The sequence below is a fragment of the Gemmatimonas sp. genome (assembly GCF_036405635.1).
GTDB lineage: Bacteria > Gemmatimonadota > Gemmatimonadetes > Gemmatimonadales > Gemmatimonadaceae > Gemmatimonas.
The window spans coordinates 1-19,953 of sequence record NZ_DASWXE010000180.1 but is presented as its reverse complement, the minus strand read 5'-3'; the positions used below and the strand labels follow the sequence as shown (position 1 = coordinate 19,953).

13 protein-coding genes are annotated in these 19,953 nt (G+C 65.2%); 9 read left to right on the top strand and 4 right to left on the bottom strand.

Annotation, left to right across the window (positions count from 1 at the left end):
- Positions 1-17 precede the first annotated feature (17 nt).
- From ctaD to VGE27_RS14240, 5 genes are all read left to right on the top strand, one after another.
- Positions 18-1,901 carry a cytochrome c oxidase subunit I gene (ctaD, locus tag VGE27_RS14260; RefSeq protein WP_331050335.1) on the top strand — a complete coding sequence of 628 codons (1,884 nt, stop codon included), beginning with the start codon at positions 18-20 and terminating at the stop codon, positions 1,899-1,901.
- Position 1,902: 1 nt separating this feature from the next.
- The gene (locus VGE27_RS14255; protein WP_331050334.1) at positions 1,903-2,595 is read left to right on the top strand and encodes a cytochrome c oxidase subunit 3; all 693 of its coding nucleotides are present in this window, start codon (positions 1,903-1,905) and stop codon (positions 2,593-2,595) included.
- 4 nt (positions 2,596-2,599) lie between these two features.
- Entirely contained in the window at positions 2,600-2,944 is a 345-nt protein-coding gene (locus tag VGE27_RS14250) for a cytochrome C oxidase subunit IV family protein (protein ID WP_331050333.1), read from the top strand.
- A gap of 140 nt (positions 2,945-3,084) precedes the next feature.
- Positions 3,085-4,011, top strand: a complete 927-nt coding sequence (locus VGE27_RS14245) for a cytochrome c oxidase assembly protein (protein ID WP_331050332.1) — start codon at positions 3,085-3,087, stop codon at positions 4,009-4,011.
- A 248-nt stretch (positions 4,012-4,259) separates the two neighbouring features.
- Positions 4,260-4,592: a hypothetical protein gene (locus tag VGE27_RS14240; protein WP_331050331.1), complete on the top strand. Its 333-nt coding sequence runs from the start codon at positions 4,260-4,262 to the stop codon at positions 4,590-4,592.
- 89 nt (positions 4,593-4,681) lie between these two features.
- Here VGE27_RS14240 and VGE27_RS14235 read toward each other — a convergent pair whose 3' ends face one another.
- Positions 4,682-5,173: a hypothetical protein gene (locus VGE27_RS14235; protein ID WP_331050330.1), complete on the bottom strand. Its 492-nt coding sequence runs from the start codon at positions 5,171-5,173 to the stop codon at positions 4,682-4,684.
- Positions 5,174-5,394: 221 nt separating this feature from the next.
- Here VGE27_RS14235 and VGE27_RS14230 point away from each other — a divergent pair, with 221 nt between their 5' ends.
- From VGE27_RS14230 to dacB, 3 genes are read left to right on the top strand one after another with little or no spacing between them, the layout of a single operon-like run.
- A complete protein-coding gene (locus tag VGE27_RS14230; RefSeq protein ID WP_331050329.1) occupies positions 5,395-6,003 on the top strand; it encodes a hypothetical protein in 609 nt (202 codons plus the stop codon).
- Positions 6,000-7,205 (top strand): DUF5009 domain-containing protein, encoded by a 1,206-nt coding sequence (locus VGE27_RS14225; protein ID WP_331050328.1) that lies wholly within the window; start codon positions 6,000-6,002, stop codon positions 7,203-7,205. Before VGE27_RS14230 ends, VGE27_RS14225 begins: the two co-directional genes overlap by 4 nt.
- A 4-nt stretch (positions 7,206-7,209) precedes the next feature.
- On the top strand, positions 7,210-8,847 hold the full coding sequence (gene dacB, locus VGE27_RS14220; protein WP_331050327.1) for a D-alanyl-D-alanine carboxypeptidase/D-alanyl-D-alanine endopeptidase: 1,638 nt from the start codon (positions 7,210-7,212) through the stop codon (positions 8,845-8,847).
- Positions 8,848-9,117: 270 nt separating this feature from the next.
- Here dacB and VGE27_RS14215 read toward each other — a convergent pair whose 3' ends face one another.
- From VGE27_RS14215 to VGE27_RS14205, 3 genes are all read right to left on the bottom strand, one after another.
- The gene (locus VGE27_RS14215) at positions 9,118-13,368 is read right to left on the bottom strand and encodes a beta strand repeat-containing protein (protein ID WP_331050326.1); all 4,251 of its coding nucleotides are present in this window, start codon (positions 13,366-13,368) and stop codon (positions 9,118-9,120) included.
- 199 nt (positions 13,369-13,567) lie between these two features.
- Positions 13,568-16,489 carry an Ig-like domain-containing protein gene (locus VGE27_RS14210; protein WP_331050325.1) on the bottom strand — a complete coding sequence of 974 codons (2,922 nt, stop codon included), beginning with the start codon at positions 16,487-16,489 and terminating at the stop codon, positions 13,568-13,570.
- A gap of 47 nt (positions 16,490-16,536) precedes the next feature.
- Positions 16,537-18,432: an aspartate ammonia-lyase gene (locus VGE27_RS14205; protein ID WP_331050324.1), complete on the bottom strand. Its 1,896-nt coding sequence runs from the start codon at positions 18,430-18,432 to the stop codon at positions 16,537-16,539.
- Between the two features lie 188 nt (positions 18,433-18,620).
- Between VGE27_RS14205 and VGE27_RS14200 the strand changes: the two genes are divergently transcribed.
- Positions 18,621-19,670, top strand: a complete 1,050-nt coding sequence (locus VGE27_RS14200) for a N(4)-(beta-N-acetylglucosaminyl)-L-asparaginase (RefSeq protein WP_331050323.1) — start codon at positions 18,621-18,623, stop codon at positions 19,668-19,670.
- The last annotated feature ends 283 nt before the right edge of the window (positions 19,671-19,953 follow it).

Here is a 19,953-nt window from a genome sequence, read left to right as displayed (position 1 = left end):
CGACAGACTTCGACACGATGGCAACCATCGCTGCCGCGCCCCCGTACACCAAGGCCTCCACGGCTCCCGAAAACACCGGGATCATGTCGTGGCTCACCACGGTGGACCACAAGCGCATCGGGGCGCTCTACCTGATCTCCGGACTGATCTTCTTCGTCGTTGGTGGCCTCGAGGCCGCCATCCTTCGTGCCCAGCTGGCCACTCCGAACGGCAAGATCGTGTCGGCGGAGATGTACAACCAGCTATTCACGATGCACGGTACGACGATGATCTTCCTCGCCGTCATGCCACTCTCGGCGGCGTTCTTCAACTTTCTGATCCCGCTGCAGATCGGCGCCCGTGACGTCGCGTTCCCGCGACTCAACGCCTTCTCGTACTGGATCTACCTGCTGGGCGGCATCTTCATCACGGTGCCGATTTTCTTCGCGATGGCGCCGGATGGTGGCTGGTTCGGCTATGCGCCGCTCAGCACGAAGGCGTACTCGCCGCAGGTGAACATGGACTTCTGGGTGCTGGGTCTGCAGATCCTCGGCATCTCGTCCCTCGCGGCCGGCTTCAACTTTATCACGACGATCATCAACATGCGTGCGCCGGGCATGACGCTCATGCGCATGCCGATCTTCACGTGGATGTCGTTCGTGGTGCAGTTCCTCGTCGTGCTGGCCTTCCCGGTCATCACGGTGGCGCTCGTGTTCCTGCAGTTCGACCGCTTCTTCGGCACGAACTTCTACACGATTGCCAAGGGCGCTGACCCGCTGCTCTGGCAGCACCTCTTCTGGGTGTTCGGTCACCCCGAGGTGTACATCCTGATCCTGCCGGCCTTCGGCCTCGTGTCCGAAGTGCTGCCGACGTTCTCCAAGAAGCCGTTGTTCGGTTACCCCGTCATGGTGTACTCGGGCATCCTGATCGGCTTCCTCGGCTTCGGCGTGTGGGCGCACCATATGTTCGCGGTGGGCATGGGCCCGATCGCCGACTCGGTGTTCTCGCTCGCCACGATGCTGATCGCCATCCCGACCGGCGTGAAGATCTTCAACTGGATCGCCACCATGTGGGGCGGCCAGATCAACTTCACGGTGGCCATGAAGTTCGGCGTCGCGCTGGTCGCGATGTTCACGATGGGCGGCATCTCCGGCGTCATGCACTCCTCGCCGCCGGCCGACCTGCAGCAGACGGACACGTACTTCGTCGTCGCGCACTTCCACTACGTGCTCTTCGGTGGCTCGGTGTTCGGTCTGTTTGCCGGCATGTACTACTACTTCCCGAAGATCACGGGCCGTTTCCTCAGCGAGAAGCTGGGCGAGTGGCACTTCTGGATCTCGCTCATCGGCATGAACCTCACGTTCTTCCCGATGCACTTCAGCGGTCTGCTCGGCATGCCGCGTCGTTACTACCAGTATGACGCGGGCCAGGGCTTCGACCTGTTCAACATGATGTCGTCGGTCGGCACGCTGATCCTCATGATCGGCACGCTGTTCGGTCTCATCAACGTGTGGAAGAGCTGGCGTGGCGGGAAGTTGGCGTCGAGCAACCCGTGGGGTGCCGCGACGATCGAGTGGGCGATTCCGTCGCCGCCGCCCGAGTACAACTTCCTCGAGCTGCCGACGATCAAGTCGCGCTATCCGCTCTGGAACATGAAGGAAGGCGAACAGCTCGTACATGAGACCACGTACGAGGAAGAGAAGAACCTGCACATCCCGACGACGAAGGAATCCGGCATCGTGATGCCGAACCCGTCGATCTGGCCGCTCATCACCGCTGCCGGTATCGTGGCGATGTTCTGCGGTATGCCGTTCATGGACAAGAAGCCCGCCGTTGCCGTCGCCATGATGATTCTTGGCACCCTCTGGTGGGTTGGCTCGCTCTACAAGTGGCTGCTGACGCCCCTCGAGGATCACCACTAAGATGACCGCTACCACTGCTCCCGCCGCCCACGGCGACGGCCACGCGCACGGCGGCGGCGGCCATTACACGACCCTCGGGCTCGACAACCGCAAGATCGCCATTTGGACCTTCATCGGGTCCGAGTGCATGCTCTTCGCCTCCCTCATCTCCACCTACCTGATTTACAAGGGTCGGAGCCCCGAGGGACCGTATCCGCATGAGGTGTGGACGAACCCGACCACGGGCCAGACGTTCAACCCGATCCTGAACATCCCGGTCACGTCGGCGTCGACCTTCGTGCTCCTGATGTCCTCACTCGCGATGGTGCTCGCGCTCGCGGCGGTCCAGAACCGTCACGTGCCCAAGACCACCACGGGTGAACGCATTCTTGGCAACTCGAAGCTGTGGCTGTGGATGACGTGCCTGCTCGGCATCGTCTTCCTTGGCTGTCAGGCCTACGAGTTCACGTCCTTCATCCATGAAGGACTCACGATCCGCACGAACCTCTTCGGCTCCTCGTTCTTCACGCTGACCGGCTTCCACGGCGCGCACGTGACGGCGGGTGTGATCTGGTTGTTCACGCTGCTGGCGATCGACTACAAGCGTGGCCTGGAACCGAAGGATTCGCTGCTCGTCGACATCGCCGCGCTGTACTGGCACTTCGTCGACGTCATCTGGATCGTGATTTTCACCCTCGTTTACCTCATCAAGTGAGGCGATGATGGCTGATCATTCGCACGGGGCGCACGACGCCCACGCCGAAGAGCATCCGACCTGGTCCACGTACTGGAAGGTCGCGCTCATCCTCACCATCATCACGGCCGTCGAAGTTTCGGCGTACTACATCCCGGCATGGGAAAACAGCTGGGTGTATGTGCCCAGCATGCTGATCATGTCGTCGGTGAAGTTCGTGATCGTGGTGGCGTACTACATGCACCTCAAGTACGACCACAAGCTGTTCCGCGCACTGTTCACGGGTCCGTTCATCGTGGCCAGCCTGACGCTCATCGGTCTGCTGTTCCTCTTCTCGAAGCTCGTGCTTCGTCTGGGGTCGCTGAGCTGACGCGGTAAGAGACTGACCCCCTCCACGGGTTCAGGCGGGTCCCGGTGGGCGCCACGGCGCATCACCGGGACCCGTTTGTCTTTGACCGCCTTTACCGCGTGCCCGATCCGGTCGGACCGATCGGTTAGATTCCGTGCACTATGCTGGCACTTCTGCACCCCGTCGCCCAACTCTCGCTTCGCGAGTTCTCGGTTCATCCGAGCACGGCCATCGGGATCGCCGCCTTCGGGGCGGCCTATATCTGGCGCGCACGGCAGGGGCCGTCGCCCGCCGACCTGGTTCCCGTCACGTCCGAGGCTTCGGCCGCGGTAGCTTCGGCTGGGGTGGTTCCCGCTGTGGCAGCGCATGGTGCGCCGATTGGTCCGACCATCGGACAGCGCCTGTCGTTCTTCACCGCCCTGGCGCTGCTCTTTGTCACGCTGAACGGACCGCTGCACGACCTGAGCGATTTTTACCTGTTCAGCGCGCACATGGTGCAGCACCTCATCCTGACGCTGATCGTGCCGCCGTTGATGATTCACGGCACGCCGGGGTGGATGCTGCGTCCGTTGCTGCGTCGTCCCGCGATGTATCGCCTGGCGCGGCGCACGACGTCGGTGGTGGCCTGCTTCGCGATCTTCAATCTCGTGCTGGCGTTCTGGCACCTGCCGCCGCTGTACAATCTCGCATTGGCCTATCACCCGGTGCACATCACGCAGCACCTGATGTTCATCGCGGCGTCGGTGCTGATGTGGTGGCCGCTCATGTCGCCACTGCCCGACCTGCCACGCGCGCCGTATCCGGCGCAGATGCTGTATTGCTTCCTGATGGTGATCCCGATGTCGATCATCTCGATCTACATCGCCATGGCCGACACGTTGCTGTATCCGGCGTATGCGATTGCGCCGCGTATCATGGGCATCACGCCGATGGACGATCAGCAGTACGGTGGGCTGATCATGTGGATCCCTGGCGGCGTGTTCTTCTATGCCGTAATGACAGTGGTGTTCTTCAAGTGGTCGTCGCGCGGCGAGGATGACGAGGCCGGTGCGCAGGTGAGCTGGGTGCCGACGACGGGGAACGGATGAGCCGAGGAAACGAGCGACGCGGCGAGGGTGGCGGAAAGCCGTCCGGTGGGCGGTCGCAGTCGGGTGGTTCGTCGGGCAAGCCGGGCGCGAGGAAGTCCCCGGGCGATAGGTCAACTGCTGGAAGGCCCGCGGCCGGACGGCCGACAGGCGGAAAGTCGGCAGGTGCAAAGTCGGGAGTCGGGCAGCATGCTGCTCGTCCGGCCAAGGCCCGCCCCGCTCCGCGACTCGCTCCGCGCGACACCACTCCCGTGAAGCCCGCAGGACCGTTTGTGGAGCTGTCGCGCATTGTGCATGCGCCGGCGAGTGCGGTGTTTCGCATGGTGAACGACCCCACCAAGCGTGACTGGGCACCGGAGCGACTCTATCGCATCACGAGCGCGCTACCGCCGCGCTTTGCGCGTCTGGCGTTCCCCGATGGTTCACAGGCCGCCATTGCCATCGTGCGGCAGGGCAACACGCGCACCTCGGTGAGTGTCGAGCATGCGATGTTGCCCGAGGGAGCGAATCTCGACGAGCTGCGCCGGCGGTGGAGTGATGCGCTGGCGGCACTGAGTGAGGCGTTGGACAGCGACTGGGGATGAGTTTTTTTGCTCGCGCCTCAGGAAGCATGAAGCCCCCGAGAATCATTCGTTCTCGGGGGCTTCGTCCATCCGCGTTCGAATGCCGCGGATTACTCTGGTGCGCCCGCCAAGGCAGCATTCACGCGACGCGGGAGCGCCGGGTGCATGCGCCACATGTAGGCGCCCATCGCTGCCGACGCGATCAGGTTGGCGACAAAGACCTGTGCCCATGTGAGTTCGCCAAACCCACGCGCAAGCACCGTCGTCCAGCCGATCCAGCCGACTTCAAATGCCACGAAAAGACCTGCAAAACCGATGAATGCTGACGGCACACGCTCCGCGGAGTTCACCACCCACGCAAACACGAGGCCGACGATGCAGAACACGGTGAAGTGAAACAGAGTGTAGCCGAGGAACGCGCCCGCTCGACTCGGCAGCGCGCCTTCGAGGAAGAGCGACGCGATCGCGTTGCCCAGCATCACGGGAGTACCCAGTAAGTCGCCCCGCATGGCATCAAGGATGGCGAACCAGACCGCGATGGCGGTGGCGCCGATGAGTCCAGCAGAAATACCCTCACGGGCGATGGCATTATTGGTAGACATCCGATGCCCTTCTCCACGTTAACGGTGAGACAGGGTTTGCCCCTCGACAAACCCGCAAGTAGAAACCACACTGCGTTTGATCGCGACGCGTGTTGCGCCACCCTCAAGGCTCTACCACCGGCCGCTGCTCTGCGTTCCCGCTCAACCTTTCCGTGGTGCCACGTGTCGGAATGTCGTGACACAGCACATCGCGAGAGTATCACCTGATCCCGCCTCCCGCCATGCCACTGCCCGCACGTTTCACCATCCGTCATGCCTTGGCCATCACGGCGCCGATCGTTTCAGCCCTTGCGGCCTGCGGCGGTGGAACTTCCGACAAGCGGGTAGCCGCCGCCGATACGGTCGCAGCCGGCCCCAGCTGTGCGGATCGCGATACCACTGCCGTCGGGCTTGCTGTGCGGGACTACATCACCAACGCCCGCCCGACACCGCAGCGGTTCCTGAGCGCAGTCGGCACCGACTCGGCATTGCCTGAGGACGGATTCAAGGTGCTGCAGGACAAGGGACCGACGTACTTCTATACGAGCGATCCCAAGGGCCAGGCGCAGGTGCGTGAGAAGCTCGAATACGCGGGGCCGTACGCGACGATGCTCGTGGTCTATCGCGGCAAGACGGAAGCCGACAACGGCAACGCGGTCACCGTGACACTGGGCGGCCACTATGTGGGTGGGGAGCACGAAGGCAAAGTGGCCCCGGACCGATCGATTGCCGTGCGTTGTGATACCACGGGATGGCGACTGGTGTCGCCCACCGTACCGCCGCCGGATTCCACCGCGACGGGCGCGGTACCCGCAGCCGTATCACCACCAGCCGGTACCGCAAAGCCGTGACCTCCCCTACGAGCGGCTTCAAGGCGGAGCGGCTGCTGTCGCTCGATGTCTTTCGCGGCATGACCGTGGCCGGCATGCTGCTCGTGAACAATCCCGGTACCTGGTCGGCGATCTATCCCCCGCTCGAACACGCGCCGTGGCATGGATGGACGCCGACCGATCTGATCTTTCCGTTCTTCCTGTTCATTGTCGGGATCACCACCGAGCTGTCGCTGCGGGCGCGTTGCGCGCGCGGCGACGATGAACAGGCGATCCTGCGGCAGATCCTCAAGCGTGGCGCACTGATCTTCCTGTTCGGATTGCTGCTGTCTGGCTTTCCGTTCTTCACGTGGCCACCCGGCATGCCCGGCGCCTCGTTCGGCGAACGGGTGATCGATCGCCTCGAGCATTGGCGCATCATGGGCGTGTTGCAGCGCATCGGTCTCGCCTATCTGTGCGGCGCGCTGCTCACGTGGCGCACCACACTGCGTCAACAGTTCGGCATTCTGGCGGCGCTGCTATTGGGCTACTGGGCACTGATGACGCTCGTACCGGTGCCCGACACCGGCGTTGCCGGCCGTTTCGTGCTCGACAACCCCGATCAACTGCTCAGCGCCTGGCTCGATCGCACCGTACTCGGTGTGAACCACTTGTGGAGTGGCGCGAAGACCTGGGATCCCGAAGGTCTGCTCAGCACACTGCCGGCGATCGGCACGATGATCTGCGGTACGTTTGCAGGACGCTGGATCGCGCGGCAGGAACTCACGCTCAGTGAGCGGCTTGCTGCCTTGTTTGCGGTTGGTGCGCTGGCGATGATGGTGGGGTTGATGTGGCACTGGGTCTTTCCCATCAACAAGAGCATCTGGACGAGTTCGTACGTGATCTTCACGGCCGGCACGGGGGCTGTGACGCTCGCCACATGCATGTGGCTGATCGACGGGATTGGGCTGCGACGTTGGACGTTCCCGTTCGTCGTCTATGGTACCAATCCGATGTTGGCATTTCTGGGCTCGGGTCTGATGGCGCGATGCATTTCCTCCATCTGGACCTGGGAGATCGACGGCGGCTCACGGATCTCGGCGCAGGGATTCGTGTTCAAGACTGTATACGCGTCGTGGCTTCCGCCGAAGGAGGCGTCATTCGCGTATGCCGTTTCCTTTGTGGCCCTGTGGTTCCTGATTCTCTGGGCGGCATGGAAGCGTGGTTTCGTTCTCAAGGTGTGATGTCATGAAGGCACGAAGCTTCCATCCCATGCGTTGGGTGTCGGCGCTGGTGATCGGATCGTTGCTCGCTGCGCCCCAGTCGACGGTGGACGCGGCGCCGTTGTCGACGGCCATGTCCTCGCGGGTGCTGGTACAGGCCAAGCGCACCCAGGCCAAGAAACGCACGACCACCACCAAGAAACGTCCCGCGCGCGCGACCACGGGCACGACCCGTCGTGTCACCAAGGCACCCATCGTGCCGGTGCTGCGCTTCACCACACCGCGTGGCGCGGATGCACTGACCAGCGACCTTGGCACGTTGCTCAACAGCCGCACGCGCAACGGCGATTGGGGCGCCATGGTGGTGAGCATCTCGCGCGGTGATACGCTGTTTGCCCGTGGTGCTGATGCGCCGATGGTGCCGGCCAGCACGATGAAGCTGTTCACGTCGGCTATCGCCTTCGAGAAACTCGGCCCTGAACACACATTCAGCACCGATGTGCTGCGCAGTGGCGCCGTGGACGCGAGTGGAGTGCTGGCGGGCGATCTCGTATTGCGGGGCGACGGTGACCCCTCGTTGTCGCCGCGTTTTGTGCGCGGTGGGCCGGATGCCTCGATGAACCTGCTGGCGCAGTTCACGGCCGGCGCCGGGATCAAGCGGGTGACGGGTGACATCATCGCCGATGCGTCGGCGTTCGAGTCGCGCCGTATTCCGGAGGGGTGGCTCAGCCGATACGCCGGCGCCGGATATGCCGCGCCGTTCTCGGCGCTGTCGCTCAACGAGAACATCGTCATCGTGGGCATAACGCCGGGTGGATCCGGTGATGGCGCCCGCGTATTCCTCGAGCCGGCCACGCGAGCGTTGACCATCACCAATACCGTGCGCACGGTGGCCGGCGGTGGTTCCCGCATCACGGCCCGGCGTGTGGGTGATGATCGGGTGGTGGTCTCTGGCACCATTGGCGCGCGCGCGGGCACGGTGCGCTACCAACTGGTGGTGGGCGATCCCGCCACGTTCACGGCCGGTGCCTTCCGTGCCGCGCTCGAAGCGCAGGGCGTGAAGGTGGACGGCGAGATCAAGGCTGGCCGGACGCCGCAGGGCGCCACGGTGGTCACAAGCTTGCCGTCGCCGCCGCTGGCAAGGCTGGTGTCAGTCATGAACCGCGAGAGCATCAACCTGTACGCCGAGATGTTGTATCGCGGCGCGGCGCGCGGTGCCGACAAGACGACAGTGGGGTCGGCCGAGACGGCGGTGACGACGCTGAAGGATTTCCTCGTGCGCCAGGTGGGGGCAGCACCGGATGCCGTGACGGCCACCGATGGCAGCGGGCTGTCGGTGCTCGATCGTGTCACGCCGCGCTCGCTGGTGCAGCTGCTCGATCATGCGCATCACGCGCAGTGGGGCAGCGCGTTCCACGCGTCCTTGCCGGTGGCTGGTGAATCGGAGCTGCTGCGCAATCGCATGCGTGCCACGCCGGCACAGGGCAACCTGCACGCCAAGACGGGCACGACCAACGATGTCATCGGTCTGTCTGGCTACGTGACAGCCGAAAACGGCGAGATCCTGGCGTTTGCGTTCCTGTACAACGGCAAGGATCGCTGGCATGCCCGGGAGACCATCGATGCGATGGGGCCGACGATGGCGGCATTCTCGCGGGAATAGAGAAACGGGACAGCGGGGACCACGGGTGCTGGAACTACGGAAGCTGGACGGACGGGAGCTGGGACTACGGCAGCTGGACCAACGGGTGCTGTAACGACGGGAAATGAAACGGGAGCTGGAACCACGAACCGCACGGCGGTCGTTGGTCCAGCTCCCGTTCTTCGTCGCACCGTCGGAACCCGTTGTTCTAGCTCCCGTCGTTCTAGCTACCGTGGTTCCAGCTCCCGTCCGTCCAGCTTCCGTGGTTCCAGCACCCGCTCTTCACGCGGTTCACCGTCCCTTCCGCCGGCTCCGTTCCTTCCCACTCGGCAGTGGTCCTTTGTGCGTCCGCGCTCCGGCGCCCGGATTCAGCGAGCTCACGCGGCTATCCGCGCCACGCACAGCCGCCATCAGCGAGCCGCTACCAGTGCTTGATACCACCGTGCTGTTGTAGCCCACCGCAAACGCGCCGGTGGAGCCACTCGCGGGACCGGTCACGGCCCACAGCAGATCCGACGATCCGCTGCTCATCGTGCTCCACGAGCTGCCGTTGTAGCGCAGGATGGTGCCCGATTCGCCCGTGACATACAGGTCGGAGCCATTCGGGCCCCACACACTCGTCAGCACGCGCGATGATCCGGTGCTCACACTGCTCCACGCGCTTCCCGTGGACGAGAAGGTGATGCCACTCGCACTGCCGGAATTGGCGCCAACGGCCACGATGTTCGTGGCGCTTCCCGCCCAGATGCCGGCCAGCGTGCCGCTGGTGGGTGCGCTCACGGTGGACCAGCTCGTGCCATTGAATCGCAGCACGACGCCGCCTTCACCGGAGGCATACACATCTGACGAGGATGATCCGAACACCGACCACAGCGGACGAGACGTCGATGTGACCACGCTCCAGCTACTGCCGTTGTAGCGCACCACCTGACCGGCCGAGGTCACCGCGTACACATCGCTCGCGCTTGAGCCCCACAATCCGTAGACCGAGCCCGTGCCGGGGAAGCTCATGGTGGTCCAGCTGCTGCCGTTCCAGCGCAGCATCGTACCGTTGTCGCCGCCGGCAAAGGCGTCGCTGCTGCCACTGGCCCATACCGTGTTCAGCGTGCTCGTGGTGGGGGCCGTCTGGCGGCTCCAGCTGCTGCCGTTCCAGCGATAGATGAAGCCCATCTCACCCACCGCCCACGCATTGCTGGTGCTGGTGGTCCACACGTCCATCAGGTCGGGTGCGGCACTCACAGTTTCCCAGGTCGACCCGGGCGAGCGCATCACGACACCACGCTGGCCGCCGGCCACCACATTGCCCGCAGCGTCGACCGAGGCGGAGAACAGGCGCGGTGCATACGGCGTCGACACCGCGGATACGGACGACCCGTTGAGCTGCAGCAAGCCGTCGTCGGTGGCGATGTACATGCGGCCACCGTTGGCGGTGCTGCCAGCCACCGAGAAGAGATCCGTCGACACGGAACCCGCAGCCACACGACTCCAAGCCGAACCATCGAAGCGCAGGATGGTGCCGGCGTTGCCGACCGCCACCACGTTCGCCGTGGACGTGCCCGATACCGAGAGCAGCCCTTCCGATGTGCCGGAGGTGAGCCGACTCCAGGCCGAACCGCTGTAGCGCAGCGTTTCACCCGCCGAACCCACGGCGAACGCTGTACCACCTGCGGACCACACCCCAGTCAACCACGACGTGGAGCCGGTGCTGGTGCTCGTCCACGTCGAGCCATTGTAACGGAGCGCCGTACCGTTGGCGCCAACCGCATAACCCACCGAGGCACTTTCGATGAAGACACCACTTAGTGTCTGCGTGGTGCCGCTGCTCATGCTGCTCCACGAGCCGCCGTTGAAGCGCACAATGACACCGTTGGTGCCCACGGCGACCACGTGGCTGCTGCTGCTGCCATTCACCGCAATGAACTGCGTACCGTAGCTCGCGCCGCTCGCCGACAGCGACCAGGACGAACCGTTGTAGCGATACACGTTGCCCAGCGAGTTCACGGCGAAGATGGTCGACGCATCGATGGCGTCGATCGACACCACGTCCTCGTAGAGTGCACCACCGATTCGGCCACTCGTCCAGCTGGTCACGAGCTGAGTGGGCGGCGGCGGCGGGGCTGCGCTGACCGTGATGGCCGCTGTAGCCTTCTTCGCTGTATCGGCGACGGACGCGACGGTGATGACTGCGCTGCCGGTACCCGTTCCCGTCACGAGACCCGCGAAGTTCACGCTGGCCACGGCGGGATTGCTGCTGCGATAGGTGACAGCCGTGGAGAGCGAACCCTGCGCCACCACGGACGGCGTCAGTTGCACCGACTGGCTGGCCGCAATCGTCGCCGAACTTGGCGTCACACTCACTGACTGCACCTGCGGAACCACCGTGATCGTGGCCGACGCGGAACGGGTCGTGTCCGACACTGACACGGCGGTGACCAGTGTGGTACCAAAGCCCGTCGCCGTCACGAGACCAGCGCTACTCACTGATGCGATGGCCGTGTTGCCTGAGCGCCAGGTGACGCCTTGGCTGCCACCCGATTCACCCGTCACCGATGCAATGATCGACTGCTGCTGACCAAGTGAGAGCGACACTGTGGCCGGCGTGACACTCACAGTGGGCGCGGAGCGCACTGTCACCGAAGCGGTCGCGCGCTTGGTCGTATCCCCCGCCGCCAGCACCGTGATCGTCGCGCTGCCCGCCGCGACACCCGTGGCGGTCCCGTTGGACGTGATCGCCACAACCGTCGCGTTGCTCGTGCGCCAGATGAGTCCCGACGGTGCACCCGGATCGCCACTGACGGCACCGGAGAAGGTGCGTGCCTCACCCGGAGCCAGCGTAATGGCTGCCGGCGAGATGGTCACGCCGCGGATCACCGGCACGACCGATACTGCAATCGATGCACTGCGCGTGGTGTCGGCCACGGATACCGCCGTCACGGTGGTCGATCCGAACCCGGTTGCCGTGATGACACCACCCACGGACACCGCGGCAACACTGGCGTCTTCAGTCCGCCACGTGACGCTGCGATTCACACCGGCATCGGCCTGCACGGAAGCGGTGGCCTGACGCGTCTGGCCCACCTCGAGAGACACACTGGTCGGCGACACCGTGACCACCGGCGCATAGCGCACCGTGATGAGTGCCGTGGCGCGCCGCGTCGTATCTGCTGCCGCGATCGCGGTGATCATCGCCGTTCCGACCGCATTGGCCGTGACCACACCCTCATCGCTCACCGACGCCACGGTGGCATTGCTCGAGCGCCAGATGATGGTGCGCGAGGCGCCTGCATCCGCCGACAGGCTGGCGTTCAACTGGCGGCTGTCCGCCAGGAACATCGACAACGCACTCGGCGACAGATCCAGATCGCGCACAATCGGCACGATCGAAATGGACGCCGAACCGCGACGCGTCGTGTCGGCCAGCGAAATAGCCGTGATGGTCGTCGTGCCCTGCGATACACCGGTGACCAGGCCGCTCTGCGACACCATCGCAATGGCGGGGTCGCTCGAACGCCACGAGACGTTCGTGCTCATGCCGGCTTCGATGGTTACCTGCGCCACGAGCGCGCGTGTTTCGCCGGCGCCAAGCGACGCCGAGGACGGCGACACGGACACCAGGCGCGCCGGTCGCACTTCGAGGCGCACAGAATCCTGCAGGCGCGGGTCGGCCGCAGCACTCACGCGAATGGTGGTGATGCCAACGCCGATTGCGGTGACGACGCCCGATGTCGAAATGGAGGCGACCGTGGGCTGGCTGCTGCTCCACTGCACATCGCGCGACTGCGTGCTGTCCACATCGATGGTGGCCGCGAGCGAAGCATCGTCACCAACCCAGAGGGTGGTCGGCGCGGTGGAGAGGCGCACACTGCGCGCAGGCGTCACGGTGAGCAACGCTGCGGCAGACACACGCGCGTCGGCCACGGCGGTCACCCGCACCACGGCCGTACCTGGACCGACACCCGTCACCACGCCGTTGGCAGATACGGTGACTACGCCGGGGTTTTCACTGGCCCATCGCACGTCGGGGACGGCACCTGGGTCTGCATCCAGCGATGCGACAAACGTAAGCTGATCGCCGGCGCGCATGCTGCCGGTGGCGGGCGTGATGGACAGGGTCCGCACCGCGAGCACATGAATCGCGATGTCCTGGACAAAACTGCCGATCTGCGCGCGAATGGTCGTGCGTCCTGGTGCGCGTGCCGTGACGACTGCCGTCGTGCCCGAACCGGCCACATCGGCGATCGTGATGTCTGCGCTCGACCAGTTGACCGATGCACCGGCGATGGCGCCACCGGACGCATTTCGCACGGTCGCGTTGATCTGTTCGGATGCGCCGATAGCGCCAAGGCTCATCGACGATGTCGAGAGCTGAAGGCTGGACGGCGTACCGCCGCCGCCGCCGTTTCCACCACCACCAGGGCCGGTCGTGGAGTCGGCACCGCCTGCACAGGCTGTGACAAAAGCCGTGCTGAGGACAAGCGCCGTAGCAGCAAGCGTGCGAAGGCCGCGCGACATCGTATGGTGCAACGAAAAAAGACCAGTCATGACGTGCGTAGAATCCAGGGAACGCGTGAAAGGCTGTTCGATCCTTGGACGACTCACACACGCGGGAGGCACGAGCCGCACAACCTGCGGCCCGATCCGTCACACTGCTGGAATCGGTGTCACACTTTTGCACAAAAAGAGCGGGCGATCATTGATCGCCCGCTCTTGGGACATTTGACATCGGTTTTGGTGACGCGGATTACCGGCGACGCTTCGTTCGATTGGCGCCTTCAGGCAACGGTCCGCGCCGAAGCTTTGCTCCGTTGCCAGGTTCGAGCGACGCCCGCCCGCCCACACCCGCTGCGCCCATCACGGCCGCCCGCAGGGCACCGCTGGAGAGCGATCCCGCGACGATAGTGGTGTTGTACCCCACCGCAAAGGCGCCACCACTGGCGTTCGGGGCGCCCGAGACGCTCCACAGCAGGTCAGTCGTACCGGTGGTCATGGTTTGCCAGCGCGTACCGTCGAAGTGGAGCATGGTGCCCACGTCGCCCGTGACATAGAGGTCGAGCAGGCTGGGGCCCCAGATCGACGTCAGGATGCGTGACGAGCCCACGCCCAGCGAACTCCAGGCGGTGCCATTCCAGGAGTAGGCCACACCAGAAGTGCCCTGGGTATTGGCGCCCACCGCATAGAGGCCGGTCGCGCCCGTGGTCCACAACCCGGCAAGCGTGCCTCCCGACGGCGCCGGCAGTGTGGTCCACAGGTTGCCGTTGTAGCGCGCCGCGGCGCCGTTCTCGCCCGAGACAAAAATGTCGTTGGTGCCAAAGCCGTACACGGCCCACAGGCTGTTGGGCATCGTCGTGAGAATGGTCCAGACGGTGCCGTTGTACCGCAGCACTTCACCGGCCGCTGTGGTGGCGTAGATGTTGGTGCCACTCGTGCCCCACAGCGCATACACAGTGCTGGTGCTCGGGAAGATCATCGACGTCCACGCCGATCCGTTCCAGCGCAGCATCGTGCCGTTCTCGCCACCCGCGTAGGCTTCCGTCGCGCTGGGCGCCCAGACCGCATCCAGGGTGACGGTCGTCGGCGACGACTGACGTGTCCAGTTGGTGCCATCCCAACGATAGATGGATCCAAATTCGCCTACGGCCCACGCGTTGTTCGCCGCCGTGGTCCACACGTCGAGCAGATCCGGCGCGAGGTTGAGCGTGGTCCACGGTGTACCGCTCCGCATGACCGCTCCCCGCTGTCCCGTGATCCAGACGGTGCCGCTGGCATCGAGTCCAACACCGTACAAACGCGGGGCATACGGCGTGGTGACTGCGGCCACGGTGTTGCCATCGACCTGCAACACACCGCCGTCACCGACGACATAACGACGACCGTCATTCGCAGCCGATCCACTCACGCCGTAGAAGCCGCCCGAGAAGCCGCCCGACGGCAGCGTACTCCATTCGTTGCCGTTCCACCGCAGCAGCGTGCCCTCGGCACCGACCACCACCACGTTGGAGAGATTGAGGCCGTGCACACCATACAGCGTCTCCACGGTGGGCACCGTGACACGGGCCCACGCCGAGCCTGAGCGGCGCAGCACTTCACCATCCGCACCCACGGTGTATGCCACGCCATCACCGGCCCACACGCCATTGAGGGCCAGTGTCGTGCCCGACACTTCGCTCGCCCACGCGGTACCGTTCCAGCGCAGAATCGTGCCGCCGGCGCCGACCGCATACGCCGTCGTCGCATTCTCGGCGAAGACGCTGTACAGTGCGCGCGTTGATCCAGACGTCATGCTGGCCCACGCGGTGCCGTTCCATCGCGCGATGGCGCCGTTGGAGCCCACCGCGATCACGTTGTTGGCGGCCGATGCATGAATGGCGTAGAACGTCGTGCCGTAAGTCGCACCGCGGGCGCTCACGGCCCACGTGGTGCCGTTCCAGCGCACGATGTCGCCCGTCACGTTGACGGCGAAGGCGTTGTTGCTTTCGATCGGTGCCACGGCCACGACATCGTCGTAGAGCGCACCGCTGAGCCGTGCCGCAGTCCACGTGTTTGCTAGACGCGGCACCACACGCACCGTGACCGTGTCCCACTTCGACACGTCGGCGACCGAAGACGCGGTGATGAGCGTGGTCCCGGAGGCAACGCCTGTGACCACGCCTGACGCATTCACCGAGGCCACGCTCGGCGCGCTCGAGCTCCAGGTGAGCGCCGTGCTCACGCCCGGATCGGCCGTCACCGTGCCGGTCAGCGCCACGCTGGTCGTGGGATTCACACTCACGTTGCGTTGCGCGATGGCCACCGAGATGGGTCGCGTTGGCACCGTGATCGTCGACGTGGCCCGGCGCGTGGTATCCACCGTGGACAGTACGGTGATGGTCGTGGTGCCGACCGTCAGCGACGTGACCAACCCGGTGGCACTGACCGACGCCACGGCGGGATTGCTGGAGCGCCAGGTCACCGTCTGGGCGAGCCCGACGTCGGCGGTCACGGTGGCGGTGAGCTGCTGCGTGGCCCCGATGAATACCGACGCGGTGGTGGGCGTGACGGCGACACTGCGCACCACCGGGACGATGGTGACGACCGCCGTACCGCGCAGCGTCGTATCGGCCGTGGAAATGGCCTGGATCTGAGTCGTGCCCTGCGCCACACCCGTCACCGTGCCATTGGCTGCCACAGTGGCGATGTTGGTGGCCACGCTGCGCCACGTCACCGTGGTTGGCAGCCCGGCATCGATCTGTACGGTGGCCGTGAGTCGAGCGGTTTGCCCGGAGCCAATGGTTATTGCGGCCGGGTCGATGGAGATGTTGCGGGCCGCCTGCACCGTGATGGTGGCCGTACCACTCACTCGGGTATCGGCCGCTGATGTGGCACGCACCACGGCAGTTCCGGTAGCCACTGCCGTCACGACCCCCGTCGCCGACACCGAAGCCAGTGACGGGTTTTCGGAACTCCAGGTGACCGTCGTACCGGCGCCGTTGATCGCGTCAACGAGCGCCGTCAGAGATTGCGTCTCCCCCACCCGCAACGTCGCCGCGGATGGGGTTACGCTGACACCACGCACGGTGGGGGTCGGCGTCGGTGGGGTGGGGCCGCCGTCGCCCCCACCTCCACACGCTGCAAGCACCAGCAACGTGATTGCAGCACCACATGCACGCAGGCGAGAAAGCGACATACCGAAGTCTGGGGCTGGAGAAGAGCGCCGACGGCGCCCACTGCGAACTACGACTTGGCGGAAAATTCCTGGGTGACGTTGCGCGGTGCCGTCATGGCGGCCGGGTTCAGGATCTCGTCGAGCTGGGCGCGCGTGAGCAACTTGCGCTCAAGCACGATATCGAACACCCCGCGACCACTTGCCAATGCCGTCCGGGCAACGTCACTCGCTGCTTCATACCCGATGACGGGGACCAGGGCTGTCACGATCCCGATGGAATGTTCAACAAAGTGACGCATCCTGTCAGCATTGGCTGTGATCCCGGTGACACACCGCTCCCGCAGCACAGCGCAGGCGTTTCGCAGCATGTCGATGCCACGCAGCAGTCGATAGGCGATCACCGGCTCGAAGGCGTTGAGCTGCAACTGACCGGCCTCGGCCGCCATGGTGACCGTGACATCACCCCCGATCACGTCGAAGCACACCTGATTCACGACTTCCGGAATGACCGGATTGACCTTGCCCGGCATGATCGACGAGCCTGGCTGCATAGCCGGCAGGTTGATCTCGCCAAAGCCCGCCCGCGGACCCGACGACAACAGGCGCAGGTCGTTGCAGATCTTGGACAGTTTCGTGGCGGTGCGCTTGAGCACACCCGAGAGCTGCACGAAGGCACCGGTATCACTGGTCGCTTCCACCAGGTCGGGGGCGGTCAGCACCGGCACTTCGGACACCGTCGCAAGATGACGCGCCACGAGATCCGCATATCCCGGTGGGGCATTGATGCCCGTACCGATCGCCGTGGCGCCCAGGTTGATCTCGCGGATCAGTGACTGTGCTTCGGCCAACCGATCCACGTCCTCGCGCAACGTGTTCGCGAAGGCGTTGAACTCCTGACCCAATGTCATGGGGACCGCGTCCTGCATCTGCGTGCGCCCCATCTTGAGCAGCGGCGCAAACTCGGTGCCTTTGTCACCAAACGCGTCGGCCAGCCGCGACAGCTCGGCGCGGAAACCAGCGAGACTCTTGTGCAGCGCCACGCGCACAGCCGTTGGATAGACGTCGTTGGTGGACTGGCTGAGGTTCACATGATCGTTGGGGCCGACCACCTGATACGAACCACGTGGCTCGTTGAGCAGCTCGAGCGCGCGATTCGCAATGACTTCGTTGGCGTTCATGTTGGTCGACGTGCCGGCGCCGCCCTGAATCATGTCCACGAGGAAGTGCTCGTGGTGACGACCGGCGCGGATCTCACGCGCGGCGCGCACGATGGCGTCGGCCTGCTTCGTCTCGAGCAGCCCGAGTTCCTGATTGGTGAGCGCGGCGGCCTCCTTCACCGTGGCGAGTGCCTCGATGAGCACCGGGAACTCGCGCAGCGGGATCCCCGTGATGGGGAAGTTCTCGAGGGCGCGCAGGGTCTGCACGCCATAGAGCGCTTCGTACGGCACTTCGCGCTCGCCGAGCAGGTCGTGCTCGAGACGGGTGCGATGTCCGCCGAAGCCCAGGGTGCGGCCGCGACCCACCAATGTGGCGTCGGCACGGCGCAGGCGATCGGAGATGGCGCGGGCGGCCTTGGCCACCAGCGCGGCATAGAGCTGCGGCGCCTCGCGTGTGATGTCCTCGATCTGCGTGCGGCTGAGCAGCATCGCCTTGCCCGGCATGATGACGCGGGCGGTGGTGCCATGATTGCTGTCGTCGAGCAGCAGCCCTTCGCCGACGGCTTCGCCCGGTCCGAGCGTCACGAGGCGCGTGGAGCGGCCATCGGAGGCTTTCTCAATGGCGACCGCACCGCTCACCAGAATGGCGAAGCGCTGGCGGGGTTCGCCTTCGTTGAAGATGGTCTCGTCGGCGACGAGATCGAGCGGAGTGACGTGGCGGGAGAGCTTCCAGAGGTGCGCGTCGGTGAACCCATCGAGGAAGTGGGTTTCGCGCAGCAGATCGGCGATTTCGGCCGGAGTCGTCATGAGCTGAGAAGGAGGTGGGTTACTGCACTGACATTCTGACGGTCCGGCCGCCGTCTCGCCACAGGGGCGCTGCGGCAGTAACGTCGAAGGTCTGTCAATCGGTCTCGCGACGCCGCGATCCGGGCCGGCGCCAGGCCGGCCGTGCCATGTCATACTGCCTTGTCCGCCCTCTCTGTTCCGGAGCACCTGTGTCCGTGACCCGTCGTGACTTCCTCGAGCGCTCAGCCGCGCTCGCTGCCGCCGGCTTTGTGCCTCGCCTCCCGGACGACTGGTGGAGCCCGTCCACCGCCCCGGCCCCAGGCACAACCCCTGGGTTCCGTGCCCGGCCGGTGGTCGTCTCCTCGGCTAACGGCATACGCGGCGTGAAGGTGGCCTACGACCAGATGCAGACCGGTACGGACCCGCTCGACGCGGCCATTGCGGGGGTGAATATCCAGGAGCTCGACCCTGACGACCAGTCGGTGGGGTTGGGCGGGCTGCCCAACGAGGAGGGCGTGGTGCAGCTCGATGCCTCGTGCATGCACGGCCCGACGCGGCGAGCCGGTTCGGTGGCGTCTATCGAGGACATCGCCACGCCGTCGCTGGTGGCCAAGGCGGTCATGGACTACACCGACCATGTCATGCTGGTGGGCGCTGGCGCGAAGCGGTTCGCCAAGGCGATGGGCTTCAAGGAGCAGAACCTGCTCACGGAACGCTCGCGGCAGGACTGGATGCGCTGGAAGTCGCGCCTCAACGCGAATGACGCGTGGCTCGATCACGATGACGACATCAAGATCAAGTTCACCACGGGCACCATCAACATGAACGCGGTGAACGCCAAAGGCGACGTCGCGTCCGTCACGACGACGAGCGGCATGGCCTGGAAGGTGCCGGGGCGTATCGGGGATTCGCCGATCATCGGGGCGGGGCAGTACTGCGACAATCTCGTGGGCGCGGCGGGCAGCACCGGGCGCGGTGAGGCCAACATCAAGACCTGTGCGTCGTTCCTCGCCGTCGAGTTCATGCGCCAGGGGCTGGCCCCGCAGGAGGCCCTCCTCAAGACTCTCGAGCGCGTGGTGGCCATGACCGAGACGCGCCTGCTGGGCCCCAATGGTCGCCCCAAGTTCGATCTCGAGTTCTACGCGATCACCAAGGACGGCCGGTACGCCGGGGCCACCCTCTACTCGGGCGGCAAATTCGCCGTCTGCGATGAACGCGGTGCTCGGCTCGAGGACGCCGCTTTTCTCTATCGCCGCTGAACTACGAGGGTGTGGCTTCGGCTCGGCCGGCTCGGAGATCCGGAGACGCGGCCGCTGGCTTCGCGGGGCGCCGGGCTATCGCCGGCGTGCCCCGCGAAGAGGCGGCCTTGCTCCGGTCCCCGAGCGGCCTGGGGCCGGCGCGTGGGGTGGATCAACGCCGGAGTGAGTCCGCGACCGCAGCGCGTCCCCCGTGGTTGGTGCCCTCCGCACCACCGTGATTGTGGCACGGCGCGGAAGCCAAGCCGGGCTTGGGGGCGGTTCCGAGCCGCCTCTTCGCGGGGCA

Coding starts and splice junctions, on each gene's coding strand:
- VGE27_RS14245 (WP_331050332.1), top strand. CDS start 3,085: ATGCTGGCACTTCTGCACCCCGTCGCCCAACTCTCGCTTCGCGAGTTC.
- VGE27_RS14230 (WP_331050329.1), top strand. CDS start 5,395: ATGCCACTGCCCGCACGTTTCACCATCCGTCATGCCTTGGCCATCACG.
- VGE27_RS14215 (WP_331050326.1), bottom strand. CDS start 13,368: ATGACTGGTCTTTTTTCGTTGCACCATACGATGTCGCGCGGCCTTCGC.
- VGE27_RS14255 (WP_331050334.1), top strand. CDS start 1,903: ATGACCGCTACCACTGCTCCCGCCGCCCACGGCGACGGCCACGCGCAC.
- VGE27_RS14205 (WP_331050324.1), bottom strand. CDS start 18,432: ATGACGACTCCGGCCGAAATCGCCGATCTGCTGCGCGAAACCCACTTC.
- VGE27_RS14235 (WP_331050330.1), bottom strand. CDS start 5,173: ATGTCTACCAATAATGCCATCGCCCGTGAGGGTATTTCTGCTGGACTC.
- dacB (WP_331050327.1), top strand. CDS start 7,210: ATGAAGGCACGAAGCTTCCATCCCATGCGTTGGGTGTCGGCGCTGGTG.
- VGE27_RS14210 (WP_331050325.1), bottom strand. CDS start 16,489: ATGTCGCTTTCTCGCCTGCGTGCATGTGGTGCTGCAATCACGTTGCTG.
- VGE27_RS14250 (WP_331050333.1), top strand. CDS start 2,600: ATGATGGCTGATCATTCGCACGGGGCGCACGACGCCCACGCCGAAGAG.
- ctaD (WP_331050335.1), top strand. CDS start 18: ATGGCAACCATCGCTGCCGCGCCCCCGTACACCAAGGCCTCCACGGCT.